Here is a 12,921-nt window from a genome sequence, read left to right as displayed (position 1 = left end):
GACAGCAAAAGATGACGAAAATCTGGAAAGAAACCGGCTTCGTGAACGATGATCCCTGGGTGATCGAAACCGACGAGACCAAGGCCGGGTCGAACGAGAAGGCGATTCTGAACATCGACGGCTTCCTGGCGGCGGTTGCGGAGAGCGATGCCTCGGAGCTTGGCGTTCTGATCAACCCCGCAGACGACGTGATGCGTCTTCAGCCCTATCTCGAAAGGATCGCGCTGGTGGCGGTGGCATTTCCGGCTTTCAGCGACGGCCGGTCCTTCAGCCATGCTTCGCTGCTGCGTTCGCGGCTCGGCTACCAGGGCGAAATCCGCGCCGTCGGCGACGTGCTGATCGACCCGATCCCGCTTATGCTGCGTTGCGGCGTCGACAGCTTCGCCGTAACCAACGCCACGGCGATCAAACGGCTTTCGGAGGGCCGGCTGCCGGGCATTTCCAACCACTACCAGCCGACGGCAAAGCCGTCCGCCAACATCAATTCCTACAGCTGGCGCCGCGTCTCTTGAAAGGTGCGGGCCGCGACAGTGTGAAGCAAGCCGAAATCCTCGAAAGCGACTATATTTGGAAGGGATTTCCTTTCAATTCGGCATGGGTTGGAATATCCGCTTGTAGTTGATAAACAGCGTCACCATTTACAGGACTGTGGTCACGATGAATGCTCCGGCAAAAAAAGAAGATTTCGCGGTACAGGCTCCGGCAGGCGTCTTCGCTGAAACGGTGACGAGCGTCGAACACTATACCGACCGGCTCTTCCGCTTCCGCATGACACGCCCGCAGGAGTTCCGCTTCCGCTCGGGCGAATTTGCGATGATCGGACTGATGGTCGGCGACAAGCCCGTTTATCGTGCCTATTCGATCGCGAGCCCGGCCTGGGACGAGGAACTGGAATTCTTCTCCATCAAAGTGCCCGATGGGCCGCTGACGTCGCATCTGCAGGGGATCAAGCCCGGCGACCAGGTGCTGATGCGGAAGAAGCCGACTGGCACGCTGGTGCTGGATGCGCTCGTCCCCGGCCGCAGGCTCTATATGTTCTCGACGGGCACGGGCATCGCGCCCTTTGCGAGCCTCATCCGCGACCCGGAGACCTTCGAGAAGTTCGAGGAGGTCATCCTTACCCATACCTGCCGCGACGTGGCGGAGCTGAAATATGGCTTCGATCTCGTCGATGAAATCCGCAATCACGAGTTCCTGAACGAGATCGTCGGCGACAAGCTTCGGCACTACGCCACGGTTACGCGCGAAGAATATCCCTTCAAGGGCCGGATCACCGACCTGATGACCAACGGCAAGTTCTTCGCAGACCTCGGCCTGCCGCCGCTCGATCCCGAGATCGACCGCGGAATGATCTGCGGTTCCACCGCCATGCTGAAGGATACCAAGGAAATCCTCGAAGCCGCCGGCCTGACGGAAGGCGCCAACAACAAGCCGGCAGAGTTCGTCATCGAACGTGCATTCGTCGGCTGATCCATGGCGCCGAGGGCGATAGCGTTCTCTTAAAGATATTTTACGCCGATTTGCGGCCGCCCCTCATCCGCCTGCCGGCACCTTCTCCCCGCAAGCGGGGCGAAGGGACTCGTGGCGGGCGCCTCGGCTGCCATAGTCACCAGCATTTTGGAGGGCATGTCCCCTCTCGCCGCGTGCGGGCTGGAGCGTTTAGGTGGCCTATGATGCCCGGTCCGGCGATCTAACGCCCGCGTGCTCGCATCAAGTTGTAGACGTCACCCCGCTCTCGCTTTCCAACTGCCACGACCAGCACAGTGACAACGCTGTCATCGACCCGGTAGACGAGACGATAGCCAAGCTGTCTCAGTTTGATTTTGTAGTGGTCGGGCATCCCGTGTAGTGCGGCGCTCGGAATGCGGGGGCGCTCCAAACGCTCACGCAGCTTCTTTACAAGCTGCTGCCGGATCGTTGCGCCCAGCCTGTCCCATTCTTTTCGAGCAGACGGCAGGAATTCGAGGCTATAGGGCATCAATATCGACCGGCTCGCCCTGCTCGTCCGCCCGCTCTTTCACAAGCTCGGCAAGATAGAGGTCGTCCAGCCGCTCAAGCATGGATTCGTAGACATCGGCAGGCACCAGATAGGCCATGACACGATTGTGGTTCAGCACGGCCACGGGCTCGCCTTGAGCCTCGCCCATTACTGCCGTCGGACTCTTCTTCAAGTCGGAAACGCTCACGGCCACAGAGGCTTCTACACGCTGCATAATGCCATCTTCAAACGATTGATGATGCCTATTTCAGTACCAGAAATAGTACTTTATTGCAACGCCGCGGCGGTGCCCGAATCTCAACGGGCCTTAGAATGGAAGGCTTCTGTGAGGTTTTGGCTTGGAACACAAAACGAAACGGCCCGCCATGAAGGCGGGCCGCCGTCGTTTCGAACTGTTCCGGATCAGTGCAGGATCTGGCTGAGGAACAGCTTGGTCCGCTCGTGCTGAGGATTGTCGAAGAACTCGGCCGGCGAGTTCTGTTCGACGATCTGGCCCTGGTCCATGAAGATCACGCGGTTGGCGACCTGGCGGGCGAAGCCCATTTCGTGGGTGACGCAGATCATGGTCATGCCTTCTTCGGCGAGTCCGACCATGGTGTCGAGCACTTCCTTGACCATCTCAGGGTCGAGCGCAGAGGTCGGCTCGTCGAAGAGGAGGATTTTCGGCCGCATGCAGAGCGAGCGGGCGATGGCGACGCGCTGCTGCTGACCGCCCGAAAGCTGGCCCGGATATTTGAGCGCCTGCTCCGGAATCTTGACGCGCTCCAGGAAATGCATCGCGACTTGCTCGGCTTCCTTTTTCGGCATCTTGCGCACCCAGATCGGCGCCAGCGTGCAGTTTTCCAGGATCGTGAGATGCGGGAAGAGGTTGAAGTGCTGGAAGACCATGCCGACTTCCCGGCGCACTTCGTCGATCTTCTTCAGGTCGTTGGTGAGTTCGATGCCGTCGACGACGATCTTGCCCTTCTGGTGCTCCTCGAGCCGATTGATGCAGCGAATCATCGTCGACTTGCCGGAACCCGACGGGCCGGCGACGACGATGCGCTCGCCGCGCATGACCCTGAGATTGATGTCGCGCAGCACATGGAAATCACCGTACCATTTGTTCATGTTGGTGATTTCGATCGCGACATCCGTCGTCGAGACGGCCAATTTCGGTGCAGTGGCGGTATTTGCCATTTTCTTTTTTCCCCTTTTTTACCGCTGGCTTCTGTCGAGCAGGCGTTCCATGAAGCCTGAATAGCGCGACATGCCGAAGCAGAAAAGCCAAAAGACGAAGCCCGCGAAGATAAGGCCGGTCAGTGGCGTGACGGCGGTGGCCCAGTTCGTATCGCTGAAGTTCAGGCGAACGATGCCGAGCAGGTCGAACATGCCGATGATCGACACGAGCGATGTGTCCTTGAACAGGCCTATGAATGTGTTGACGATACCGGGAATGACCAGCTTCAGGGCCTGCGGCAGGACGATGAAGCCCATTTTCTGCCAAAAGCTGAGTCCCAGCGAATCGGCGCCCTCATACTGGCCCTTCGGAATTGCCTGCAGGCCGCCGCGCACGACTTCCGCCATGTAGGCGGAGGCAAAGAGCGACACACCGATCAGGGCGCGCAGGAACTTGTCGAAGGTGACGCCCTGCGGCAGGAACAGCGGCAGCATGACGCTGGCCATGAAAAGCACCGTGATCAATGGAACGCCGCGGATGACCTCGATGAAGACGGTGCAGAGCATCTTGATCACCGGCATGTTCGACCGGCGCCCGAGCGCCAGCAGGATGCCGAGCGGCAGCGAAACCGCGATTCCGACAAAGGACAGGACCAGGGTGACCATCAGGCCGCCCCAGAGCGGCGTTTCGACATAGGTGAGGCCGAACCAGCCGCCGGGGAGGAGGATCGCCGAAAGGATAGGCAGGGCGACCAGCAGCAGAAGTGCGTTCAATCCCTTGTACGGGATTCTCGGTATCAGCATCGGCACCAGGAGCAACACGAAGAGGATGCCGACAAGCGCCGGACGCCAGCGCTCGTCGAGCGGATAGCGGCCAAAAAGAAACTGGGCGAATTTCGCATTGACGAAGGCCCAGCAGGCGCCGCTCCAGCCTTCCGGCTGCGAGCCGCCTTGCGAGAGCGTGGCGCAGACGCCGCGGCCGCCGCCGCTCCAGGCGGCATCGATGAAGAGCCACTGGATTGCGGGGGGCACCAGCCATGCCAGGATGAGCAGGCTGATGATCGTCAGGGCGGTGTCCTTGGGCGTGGCGAACAGATTTTTCCGCAGCCAGGAGACGACACCGCTTTCCAGTGACGGGGCAGGCGAAGCTTCGATCATCGAAGCGCGAACGAAAGAGGCCTGATTCGTGCTCATGATCTCACCTCTCAACCAGCGCCATTCGGGCGTTGTACCAGTTCATGAACAGCGACGTCGCGAGGCTCAGGCTGAGATAGACGATGAGCCAGATGCTTACGATCTCGATCGACTGTCCGGTCTGGTTGAGGATGGTGCCGCCGACGGCAACGAGATCGGCATAACCGATGGCAACCGCCAGCGAGGAGTTCTTGGTGAGGTTGAGATACTGGCTGGTCAGCGGCGGAATGATGATGCGCATCGCCTGCGGCACGACCACGAGGCGCGTCGTCAGCGCCGGGCGTATGCCGAGCGCATGTGCCGCCTCCGTCTGGCCTTTGGAAACGCCGCGGATGCCGGCCCGGACGATTTCGGCGATGAAGGCTGCCGTGTAGAAGGAAAGCGCGAGGAACAGCGACATGAACTCCGGTCCGACGACCGAACCGCCCGTAAGGTTGAACTTGCCCGCCACGGGAATGTCGAAGGTGATCGGCGCACCGGTCACGAGAAATGTGACCAGCGGCAGACCGATGATCAGCCCGAGCACGGTCCACAGGACGGGAAGGCGCTCGCCGGTCGCCAACTGCCGCTTGCGCGCGTAACGGGCAAAGAACACACTTGCGGCGACGGCGATAACAAACGCGAGGAGCGTGTATTCTGCACCCTCTTCGGCAATCGGCCTCGGAAAGGCGACGCCGCGATTGCTCAGAAAGATATCAAAGGGCAGGGCAAGCGCATCCCGTGCCTGCGGCAATATCGACAGCACCCCGCTGTACCAGAAGAATATAACGAGCAGCGGCGGGATGTTGCGGAACACTTCGACATAGGCCAGCGAGAGCTTGGCGATGATCCAGTTGTGCGAAAGGCGTCCGATGCCGACGATAAAGCCGATGATCGTCGCCGTGATGATTCCGGTAATTGCGACGAGCAACGTATTGATGAAGCCGACCAGCAAGGCGCGGCCATAGGTGGAATCGCTGGTGAATGAAATCAGCGACTGTCCGACATCGAAGCCGGCGCGGCTTCTAACGAAATCGTAGCCGGATGCGATGTTCGCGCGTCTCAGGTTGTCGACGGTGTTGTCGACGATCCAGTAGATGAGCGCTGCGAGGATGATGATGGTGATTGCCTGATAGAATATCCCGCGCACCTGAGGATCGTTGATGATCGACCCTGAGGACCTGCTTCGTTCAGGCGCGTTGGTGACGCCGATGGCCATGCAATGCCTCTTTCCCCTTGTCCATCCTTTCGGATGTTCCCCTTATCGGGTTTTTATCGTTGATCGGGGGAGCGGCCGCGGCCGTCCCCCGACATAGCGTCCGATCAGCGGACCGGCGGTGCGTATTGGAGACCGCCCTTGTTCCAGAGAGCGTTGAGGCCGCGCTCGATCTTCAGCGGGCTGCCTGCGCCGATGTTGCGGTCGAACACTTCGCCGTAGTTTCCGACTGCCTTGACGATATTGACCGCCCATTCGTTGGTGAGGCCGAGGTCCGTGCCGATCTTGCTGTCGGCCTCGACGCCCAGGAAGCGTTGAACGTCGGGGTTCGTCGACTTCTTCATTTCTTCGAGATTGGCCTGGGTTACGCCGAACTCTTCGGCCTGGACCAGGGCGTAATGGACCCAGCTGACGATGTCGAACCACTGATCGTCACCCTGGCGGACCGCCGGTGCGAGCGGCTCCTTGGAGATGATCTCCGGCAGAACGATGTGGTCATCGGGCTTCGAGAGGGTGAGGCGCAGCGAATAGAGGCCGGACTGGTCGGTCGTATAGACATCGCAACGGCCGGCGTCGTAGGCAGCGTTCACTTCCTCGAGTTTCTCGAAGACGACCGGGTTGTACTGCAGATTGTTCGCCTTGAAGTAGTCGGCGAGGTTCAGCTCGGTCGTCGTGCCGGTCTGAACGCAGACGGCGGCGCCGGAAAGCTCGAGGGCGGACTTCACGTCGAGTTCCTTGCGAACCATGAAGCCCTGGCCGTCGTAGTAGTTGACCGGACGGAAGTTGAAGCCAAGCGCCGTGTCGCGGTTGATCGACCAGGTCGTGTTGCGTGCGAGCACGTCGACTTCGCCGGACTGCAGCGCCGGAAAGCGCTCCTTGGCGGAGAGCGGCGTATACTTGACCTTGCTGCCGTCGCCGAAGATCGCGGCCGCAATCGCCTTGCAATAGTCGACGTCGAATCCGCTCCAATTGCCCGAGGCGTCAGGGGCTGCGAAACCGGCGAGGCCGGTATTCACGCCGCACTGGACGAAGCCCTTGGCCTTCACGTCGTCAAGCGTAGCGGCGGATGCCGCATGTGTGCCAATCCCCACGACAGCAGCGCCAACGAGAGCTGTCAGAATTCTTCTTGCCATTTTTTTTAACCTTTTCGGTTGTCGTTTTTCGCGTCTGCACGGTTGCGCTCTCTTGGCGCGTGCAGCCTCGGCCACCCTCCTGGCCTGAGTACAAACTATCTCATGCTCAAAATCTGGAAGGGTCAAGAGACGTTGCCGATTTTATGATCTTCCATGTGAAAAACGTGAAGCTCGCCAGAAGTTTAGGCAGGTCTCGCGACAGAATTGCCCGTCATGAATAAAAAACCGCCAGTTGCGCCTCCTTCGTGATTCACGGGCGGCCGGCTTGAATTTTTCCTTGACCCGGCCGGTGGCCCGTTCGATGAGTCGGCAGCGAAAATCAACAGCGGATGTTTCAATGGCAGACAACAAGATCGGGAAGGCGGAGCAGGGCATCAATACCCGTCTCGCGCACACCGGCAACAACCCCTCCGACTTCCATGGCTTCGTCAATCCGCCGGTGGTTCACGCCTCCACCGTGCTGTTCCCGAATGCGAGGACGATGGAGACGCGGGCGCAGAAATATACCTATGGGACGCGCGGCACACCGACGACCGACGCGCTCTGCGAGGCCGTGAACGAGTTGGAGGGCGCAGCGGGCACGATCCTCGTTCCCTCCGGGCTCGCTGCGGTCACGGTGCCGTTCCTCGCCTATCTCTCCTCGGGCGACCATGTGCTCATTGTCGATTCGGTCTATTTCCCCACCCGCCACTTCTGCGACACGATGCTCTCCAGGCTCGGCGTCACGGTCGAATATTATGACCCGACGATCGGCGCCGGCATCGAAAACCTGATCAGGCCGAACACGCGGTTGGTGCATACGGAAGCCCCGGGCTCGAATACGTTCGAGATGCAGGATATTCCGGCAATCGCTGCCGCGGCGCACCGGCACGGCTGTATCGTGACCATGGACAATACCTGGGCGACGCCGGTCTACTTCCGGCCCCTCGACCACGGCGTCGACGTGTCGATCCATGCGGCGACCAAGTACCCCTCCGGTCACTCGGACGTTCTTCTCGGAACCGTTTCGGCCAATGCGGCCCATTGGCCGGCACTCAGCGAGGCGATGGTTACGCTCGGCGTCTGCGTTTCGCCGGACGACAGCTACCAGATCCTGCGCGGCCTGCGCACGATGGGCGTTCGCCTGGAGCGTCATCAGGCAAGCGCGCTCGCGATCGCTGAATGGCTGGAGGGCCGAGACGAGGTGGCGCGCGTGCTTCATCCGGCACTGCCGAGCTTTCCCGGACACGAATTGTGGAAGCGCGACTTCGGCGGCGCGAGCGGGATATTCTCCTTCGTGCTCAAGGCGGAACCGGAAGACGGCAAGGCAAAGGCGCATGCCTTCCTGGATGCGCTCTCGCTATTCGGGCTCGGCTACTCCTGGGGCGGCTTCGAAAGCCTCGCCGTTCACGTGAACCTCTCCGATCGCAAGGTCGCGAAGGCACCGTCCGAAGGGCCGGTCATCCGGCTGCAGATCGGACTCGAGGATGTACCGGACATCCGCCGGGATATCGAGGCGGGCCTTGCTGCGGCAAACGCCGTCTGAGGTCCGAACGAAGCGACAGGGAGGCGGTAATTCGGTCCCGTCATCCTGCGCTAACTAAGGGCCGTAGCCGTAAAGCCAGTCGAAATCGGCTGCGAGCGCCTCGGGTTTCTTAAATGAGAGAACGAGATCGCGCGCGATCCGCACCGGACCTGCTGCGTGGTAGGCGAAGCTGTTGAAGGCGGCGCGCTTGCGAACGCGGCCGATCCGCGCCCTGCGTGCGTCTTCATAGCGTGCGAAGGCGGAGGGAAGGTCGGGAGAATCGGCCATACATCGGGCGAGTTCCCGGGCGTCCTCGATGGCCATCGCCGCGCCCTGGGCTGCAAATGGCGTCAGGGCGTGGGCAGCATCGCCGATGAGGATGGTGTCGCGTCCATTGTGCCAAGCCCCGTCTTCAACCGTGCAGAGCGGCCAGTAGGTCGCCGAGCCGGCGTGACCGAGCAACGAGCGCAGGTCGGGATGCCAATCCCTGAAGGCCGCCTCGAACTCGCGCCGGCGATCGCCGGATTCGCGCCCCTCCCAGGTTTCGCCCGACGCCTTTCCGGCAACGATCGCGACGAAGTTGAAGCCGTCGATCTTCCGGATCGGATAGGCGACGAGATGGGCCTTCGGCGCGAGGAAGGCGGTGACGCGATCTTCCGACAGGCAGGCGGGCACCCGGGTGCGTGGCAGCGTGAAGCGCCAGGCGACATTGCCCGTAAAACGGACAGTGCCGGCGCCGGGAACAGAGGAGCGAATCCGCGACCAGATCCCGTCCGCGCCGATGATCGCGGCCGGTGAGCGCTTGCTCGCCTCGGTGATGACTGTTCGCGGATCGTCCGCGATTCGCCTCCCCAGATGAAGGCGGCAAAGCGGCTCGGCCCGGACGGCATCCAGAAGGATCGTTTGCAGGCTGGCGCGATGCAGGACGCCATACGGCGCCCCCCAGCGCTCGCGGGCGCGTGCGCCGGCAGGCACGCTGGCAAGCGGCCGCAGCGAGCGGCCATCGGTAAGCGAGATCGCTTCCGGTTCATTCCAGACGCGTTCGAGAGCGGGCAGCAACCCGAGTTCGATGAGGATGCACGATGCATTCGGCGAAAGCTGAAGCCCGGCACCGGCTTCCTCCAATGCATCGGCCTGCTCGAAGATATCCGTCCGGAACCCCTTCCGTGCAAGGCAGAGCGCAGCCGTCAGCCCGGCGATGCCGGCACCGACGATCGCAACCGGATCAGCCTTTTGCATGGATATCGCGCCGTCGCCTGCGCAGGATCAGGCGGCTTTAGTCGTGAAAAGGCAGCCCGGAGGGATCGTTTCCGTCGCCTTCAGGGAAGGATTGTAGCGGTAGAGGGTCGAGCAATAGGAACAGACTTTCTCGTTCTCGTCGCCCATGTCGACGAAGATGTGAGGGTGGTCGAACGGGACGGAAGCACCCGTGCACATGAATTCCTTGACGCCGATCTCGATGACCCGGTGCCCGCCGTCGTTCTGAAAATGGGGGATGCTGTGGCCGGCCATGTCGTACTCCGATATATGCAAGTCTTAGGTGTCGGTTGGGGTGTCGGTTTTGCCGGCACCATAGTGAGCTTTGGCGAAAATGTGTAGCGGCAAACATGCCGCGCCCTATGGTTTTTGGAGCGGTTGGGGTTTCCGGCCGTTGCTTTACCAACTAACGTCCGCGCCGACAGGACAATACCAGGAAAACCAGATGGACTTGAACCCTCCGCCATTTTCCCGCTTCACGCACGACGGACTGGAAATCGCCTATTTCGACGAAGGTGACCCCTCGGGCGACCCGATCCTGCTCATTCACGGCTTTGCATCGAGCGCCAATGTCAATTGGGTTTTTCCCGGATGGCTGAAGACGCTCGGCGACGCCGGATACCGCGTCATCGCGCTCGACAATCGCGGGCACGGGCAAAGCAGCAAGCCCCATGATCCCTCGCTCTATCACCCGCCGCAGATGGCGGGGGATGCGGCGGCACTTCTGGTGCATCTCGGCATCGGCGAAGCGCATGTCATGGGTTATTCCATGGGCGCGCGGATCTCGGCATTCCTGGCCTTGCAGCACCCGGATCGCGTCCGTTCGCTGGTATTCGGCGGTCTCGGGATAGGCATGATCACGGGGGTGGGGGAGTGGGATCCGATCGCCGACGCGCTGCTTGCACCTTCTTTGGAGGACGTTACGCACGAGCGGGGCCGGACGTTCCGCGCCTTCGCAGACCAGACGAAAAGCGATCGTCAGGCGCTCGCCGCATGCATATCGACATCGCGGGACCTGCTTACCGCCGACGAGGTAGGCCGCATAGACGTGCCGGTGCTGATCGGTGTCGGGACAAAGGATGACATCGCCGGATCGGCTGAGGAGCTCGCCGCGCTGATGCAGCATGCCGTGGCACTCGACATTCCCGGGCGCGACCACATGCTGGCGGTCGGCGACCGGGTGTTCAAGAAGGCGGTCCTGGAGTTCCTTGCCGGGGTTGGGTGAGGCCAGTCCGGACGGAAAACCCTGCGCACTTTTCCTCGAGTTGCTCCCGTCCGTGCCACTACTGCATGTGTCCTTTAATCGTATCCGATTAAAGGACACATGCAGCAGATCAAAGTGCTACAGCGGCCTTTGCGCGTCTGATAAGACGCGCGGCGCTGTAACGAGAGGTGAATTCCGGTCAGGCCATTTATGTCGGCCGGGAATTGGCCTATATATGCCGGAACAACGACCCGTCCTAAACAGGCAAGCCAAAGACGACCCCGCTGAGGGACCGCCCAGGAAGGAGAGCGACCATGGTCGCCAAGACAGAACTTCGTCATACGGAATCGCTCGAAGCGATCGATCCGATCTGGGACAGCCTGCGCGAGGAGGCGCGTCTGGCGGCCGAGCGCGACCCGATGCTGGCGGCCTTTCTCTATTCGACGGTGGTCAATCAGCATTCCCTGGAAGATTGCGTCATCTACCGGATCTGCGAGAGGCTGGACCATCCCGACCTACAGGCGAGCCTCCTGCACCAGACCTTCGCCGAAATGCTCGAGGACTGGCCCGAATGGGGCGCCGTCCTGCGCGTCGATATCCAGGCGGTCTACGACCGCGACCCGGCCTGCACGCGCTTCATGGAGCCCGTGCTTTATTTCAAGGGCTTCCATGCCATACAGACGCACCGTCTGGCTCACTGGCTGTGGAACCGCGGCCGGAAAGACTTTGCGCTCTATCTCCAGAGCCGCTCCTCCAGTGTTTTCCAAACCGACATCAACCCGGCCGCCCGCATCGGGCGCGGCATCTTCCTCGATCATGCAACGGGGCTCGTCGTCGGCGAAACCGCGGTCATCGGCGACAACGTATCTATCTTGCATGGCGTGACGCTTGGCGGCACCGGCAAGGAAGGCAGCGATCGTCATCCGAAGATCGGCAACGGCGTGCTGATCGGCGCCGGCGCAAAGATTCTCGGCAACATCCACATCGGCCACTGCTCGCGCGTCGCCGCCGGTTCCGTCGTGCTGAAGGCGGTCCCTCCCAAATCGACGGTTGCCGGGGTGCCGGCGAAGGTCGTCGGCGAGGCCGGCTGTTCCGAGCCGTCGCGTCAAATGGACCAGATCCTGGCGTCGTTCGATATCTGATCAAGGCGCCTGAAACCCGGCTGTGCCGGGCATCGACGCCGCGAAAAATCAGTGCAGCAATTCAAGGCGTTGCGAGCATTTCTTCGCCTCTCGGCGAACGCTTGGCGCTCTGATGGGTTTACACCTGGCAATGGCCCGTGCAACAAGCGCGGCAAATCAATCGGCTACGGAGAAGAGTTTTGAAGCCCGAAGAAATCCGCAAGCTTGAGGCCTATCTTAAGCGCACGTTCAACCAGTCTATGGTCGTCAAGGCTCGCCCGAAGAAGGACGAATCCGCTGAAGTCTATCTCGGCGACGAATTTCTCGGTGTCGTCTTCCGTGACGAAGAGGACGGCGAGCTCTCCTATAATTTCTCGATGGCGATCCTCGACATCGATCTCTGAGAGCGCTCGATCCCACCGGGATCGGTGGTAATCGCGCGTTGCAAGACCCGGCTCTGAGCAATCAGGCCGGGTTTTCTGCTGTTAAATCATACTTTTCGAAGAATTTGTCCGGAGGCGTCCGGTCTTCATCAAGTCGTTGCAAGAACTGTGTTTTATTGCATTGCACACTGAACTTGACTTTTTGTGCAGTGCACATAGACTAAACCGAGTTCCTAGCCGAGCCGTCACAAGGAGACACCCGATGTTTAACTTCGACGATGCGAACAAGAAGAGCAAGGAAGCCCTCGACGTGGCCGTGAAGAGCTACTCCGCCATGACCAAAGGCTTCCAGGCTATTGCGACCGAAGCGGCCGATTATTCGAAGAAGTCCTTCGAGGATAGCGTTGCTCATCTCGAAAAGCTTACCAGCGTCAAAAGCCTCGAAGCAGCGTTCGAGCTTCAGACGAATTATCTGAAGGCAAGCTACGAAGGCTTCTTCACCGAGGCGACGAAGATCGGTGAGATGTATGCCGACCTCGCCAAGGACGCCTACAAGCCGTACGAGGCACCGGTTGCCAAGGCGGCCGCTGCGGTCAAGACAGCCGCCGCCGCCTGACCATCAGCCTCATCGCTATTGCAGAACAGGCCGGTCGCGGATGCCGCGGCCGGCCTTCGTCTGTTCGTGCGCCGCGGCTCATTGATCCCGCCGCAACCCGTGAAAGTTGCCACCGCCGCCGAAGAAATTTGATCAATCTTGTGTTTCGCCGTGCGAA

The 12,921-nt window shown here is 60.8% G+C and carries 15 protein-coding genes; 7 read left to right on the top strand and 8 right to left on the bottom strand.

All coding sequences use genetic code 11. From position 1 onward, the window contains the following. Positions 1-11: 11 nt before the first annotated feature. Both M1D34_RS08235 and M1D34_RS08230 read left to right on the top strand, forming a co-directional pair. The gene (locus M1D34_RS08235; RefSeq protein ID WP_010969243.1) at positions 12-512 is read left to right on the top strand and encodes a DUF934 domain-containing protein; all 501 of its coding nucleotides are present in this window, start codon (positions 12-14) and stop codon (positions 510-512) included. Positions 513-657: 145 nt separating this feature from the next. After that, complete coding sequence (locus M1D34_RS08230) at positions 658-1,470, top strand: ferredoxin--NADP reductase (protein WP_003537440.1); 813 nt, start codon at positions 658-660, stop codon at positions 1,468-1,470. A gap of 220 nt (positions 1,471-1,690) precedes the next feature. On the opposite strand, the gene M1D34_RS08225 is transcribed toward M1D34_RS08230, so the two are convergent. The 6 genes from M1D34_RS08225 to M1D34_RS08200 form a co-directional block, all read right to left on the bottom strand. After that, on the bottom strand, positions 1,691-1,978 hold the full coding sequence (locus M1D34_RS08225) for a type II toxin-antitoxin system RelE family toxin (RefSeq protein ID WP_498781562.1): 288 nt from the start codon (positions 1,976-1,978) through the stop codon (positions 1,691-1,693). Then, positions 1,968-2,213, bottom strand: a complete 246-nt coding sequence (locus M1D34_RS08220; protein WP_498781560.1) for a type II toxin-antitoxin system Phd/YefM family antitoxin — start codon at positions 2,211-2,213, stop codon at positions 1,968-1,970. The genes M1D34_RS08225 and M1D34_RS08220 overlap by 11 nt, the downstream gene beginning before the upstream one ends. Before the next feature lie 188 nt (positions 2,214-2,401). Further along, on the bottom strand, positions 2,402-3,178 hold the full coding sequence (locus M1D34_RS08215; RefSeq protein WP_003535037.1) for an amino acid ABC transporter ATP-binding protein: 777 nt from the start codon (positions 3,176-3,178) through the stop codon (positions 2,402-2,404). A gap of 18 nt (positions 3,179-3,196) precedes the next feature. Then, positions 3,197-4,351 (bottom strand): amino acid ABC transporter permease, encoded by a 1,155-nt coding sequence (locus M1D34_RS08210; protein ID WP_003535035.1) that lies wholly within the window; start codon positions 4,349-4,351, stop codon positions 3,197-3,199. A 4-nt stretch (positions 4,352-4,355) separates the two neighbouring features. Next, positions 4,356-5,549, bottom strand: a complete 1,194-nt coding sequence (locus tag M1D34_RS08205; RefSeq protein ID WP_010969246.1) for an amino acid ABC transporter permease — start codon at positions 5,547-5,549, stop codon at positions 4,356-4,358. Positions 5,550-5,653: 104 nt separating this feature from the next. Next, entirely contained in the window at positions 5,654-6,679 is a 1,026-nt protein-coding gene (locus M1D34_RS08200; protein ID WP_003535031.1) for an amino acid ABC transporter substrate-binding protein, read from the bottom strand. 337 nt (positions 6,680-7,016) lie between these two features. Between M1D34_RS08200 and M1D34_RS08195 the strand changes: the two genes are divergently transcribed. After that, on the top strand, positions 7,017-8,204 hold the full coding sequence (locus tag M1D34_RS08195) for a cystathionine beta-lyase (protein ID WP_127638895.1): 1,188 nt from the start codon (positions 7,017-7,019) through the stop codon (positions 8,202-8,204). 54 nt (positions 8,205-8,258) lie between these two features. Here the strand turns inward: M1D34_RS08195 and M1D34_RS08190 are convergent, their stop codons facing one another. After that, positions 8,259-9,422 carry an FAD-dependent monooxygenase gene (locus M1D34_RS08190; RefSeq protein WP_498781556.1) on the bottom strand — a complete coding sequence of 388 codons (1,164 nt, stop codon included), beginning with the start codon at positions 9,420-9,422 and terminating at the stop codon, positions 8,259-8,261. 27 nt (positions 9,423-9,449) lie between these two features. Then, positions 9,450-9,695, bottom strand: a complete 246-nt coding sequence (locus tag M1D34_RS08185) for a zinc-finger domain-containing protein (RefSeq protein WP_003535025.1) — start codon at positions 9,693-9,695, stop codon at positions 9,450-9,452. A 190-nt stretch (positions 9,696-9,885) separates the two neighbouring features. On the opposite strand from M1D34_RS08185, the gene M1D34_RS08180 reads away from it, so the two are divergent. From M1D34_RS08180 to phaP2, 4 genes are all read left to right on the top strand, one after another. Beyond that, positions 9,886-10,665 (top strand): alpha/beta fold hydrolase, encoded by a 780-nt coding sequence (locus tag M1D34_RS08180; RefSeq protein WP_015241159.1) that lies wholly within the window; start codon positions 9,886-9,888, stop codon positions 10,663-10,665. 293 nt (positions 10,666-10,958) lie between these two features. Further along, complete coding sequence (gene cysE / locus M1D34_RS08175) at positions 10,959-11,786, top strand: serine O-acetyltransferase (RefSeq protein ID WP_003535018.1); 828 nt, start codon at positions 10,959-10,961, stop codon at positions 11,784-11,786. A gap of 179 nt (positions 11,787-11,965) precedes the next feature. Further along, positions 11,966-12,169 carry a DUF3126 family protein gene (locus M1D34_RS08170; RefSeq protein ID WP_003535016.1) on the top strand — a complete coding sequence of 68 codons (204 nt, stop codon included), beginning with the start codon at positions 11,966-11,968 and terminating at the stop codon, positions 12,167-12,169. A 241-nt stretch (positions 12,170-12,410) separates the two neighbouring features. Then, entirely contained in the window at positions 12,411-12,764 is a 354-nt protein-coding gene (gene phaP2, locus M1D34_RS08165; RefSeq protein WP_153312972.1) for a phasin PhaP2, read from the top strand. Positions 12,765-12,921 lie beyond the last annotated feature (157 nt).

The sequence above is a fragment of the Ensifer sp. D2-11 genome (assembly GCF_054161295.1).
Note: the sequence above shows the minus strand (reverse complement) of the source record. Positions and strands in the feature narration are given on the sequence as shown.

Coding starts and splice junctions, on each gene's coding strand:
- M1D34_RS08235 (WP_010969243.1), top strand. CDS start 12: ATGACGAAAATCTGGAAAGAAACCGGCTTCGTGAACGATGATCCCTGG.
- M1D34_RS08230 (WP_003537440.1), top strand. CDS start 658: ATGAATGCTCCGGCAAAAAAAGAAGATTTCGCGGTACAGGCTCCGGCA.
- M1D34_RS08225 (WP_498781562.1), bottom strand. CDS start 1,978: ATGCCCTATAGCCTCGAATTCCTGCCGTCTGCTCGAAAAGAATGGGAC.
- M1D34_RS08220 (WP_498781560.1), bottom strand. CDS start 2,213: ATGCAGCGTGTAGAAGCCTCTGTGGCCGTGAGCGTTTCCGACTTGAAG.
- M1D34_RS08215 (WP_003535037.1), bottom strand. CDS start 3,178: ATGGCAAATACCGCCACTGCACCGAAATTGGCCGTCTCGACGACGGAT.
- M1D34_RS08210 (WP_003535035.1), bottom strand. CDS start 4,351: ATGAGCACGAATCAGGCCTCTTTCGTTCGCGCTTCGATGATCGAAGCT.
- M1D34_RS08205 (WP_010969246.1), bottom strand. CDS start 5,549: ATGGCCATCGGCGTCACCAACGCGCCTGAACGAAGCAGGTCCTCAGGG.
- M1D34_RS08200 (WP_003535031.1), bottom strand. CDS start 6,679: ATGGCAAGAAGAATTCTGACAGCTCTCGTTGGCGCTGCTGTCGTGGGG.
- M1D34_RS08195 (WP_127638895.1), top strand. CDS start 7,017: ATGGCAGACAACAAGATCGGGAAGGCGGAGCAGGGCATCAATACCCGT.
- M1D34_RS08190 (WP_498781556.1), bottom strand. CDS start 9,422: ATGCAAAAGGCTGATCCGGTTGCGATCGTCGGTGCCGGCATCGCCGGG.
- M1D34_RS08185 (WP_003535025.1), bottom strand. CDS start 9,695: ATGGCCGGCCACAGCATCCCCCATTTTCAGAACGACGGCGGGCACCGG.
- M1D34_RS08180 (WP_015241159.1), top strand. CDS start 9,886: ATGGACTTGAACCCTCCGCCATTTTCCCGCTTCACGCACGACGGACTG.
- cysE (WP_003535018.1), top strand. CDS start 10,959: ATGGTCGCCAAGACAGAACTTCGTCATACGGAATCGCTCGAAGCGATC.
- phaP2 (WP_153312972.1), top strand. CDS start 12,411: ATGTTTAACTTCGACGATGCGAACAAGAAGAGCAAGGAAGCCCTCGAC.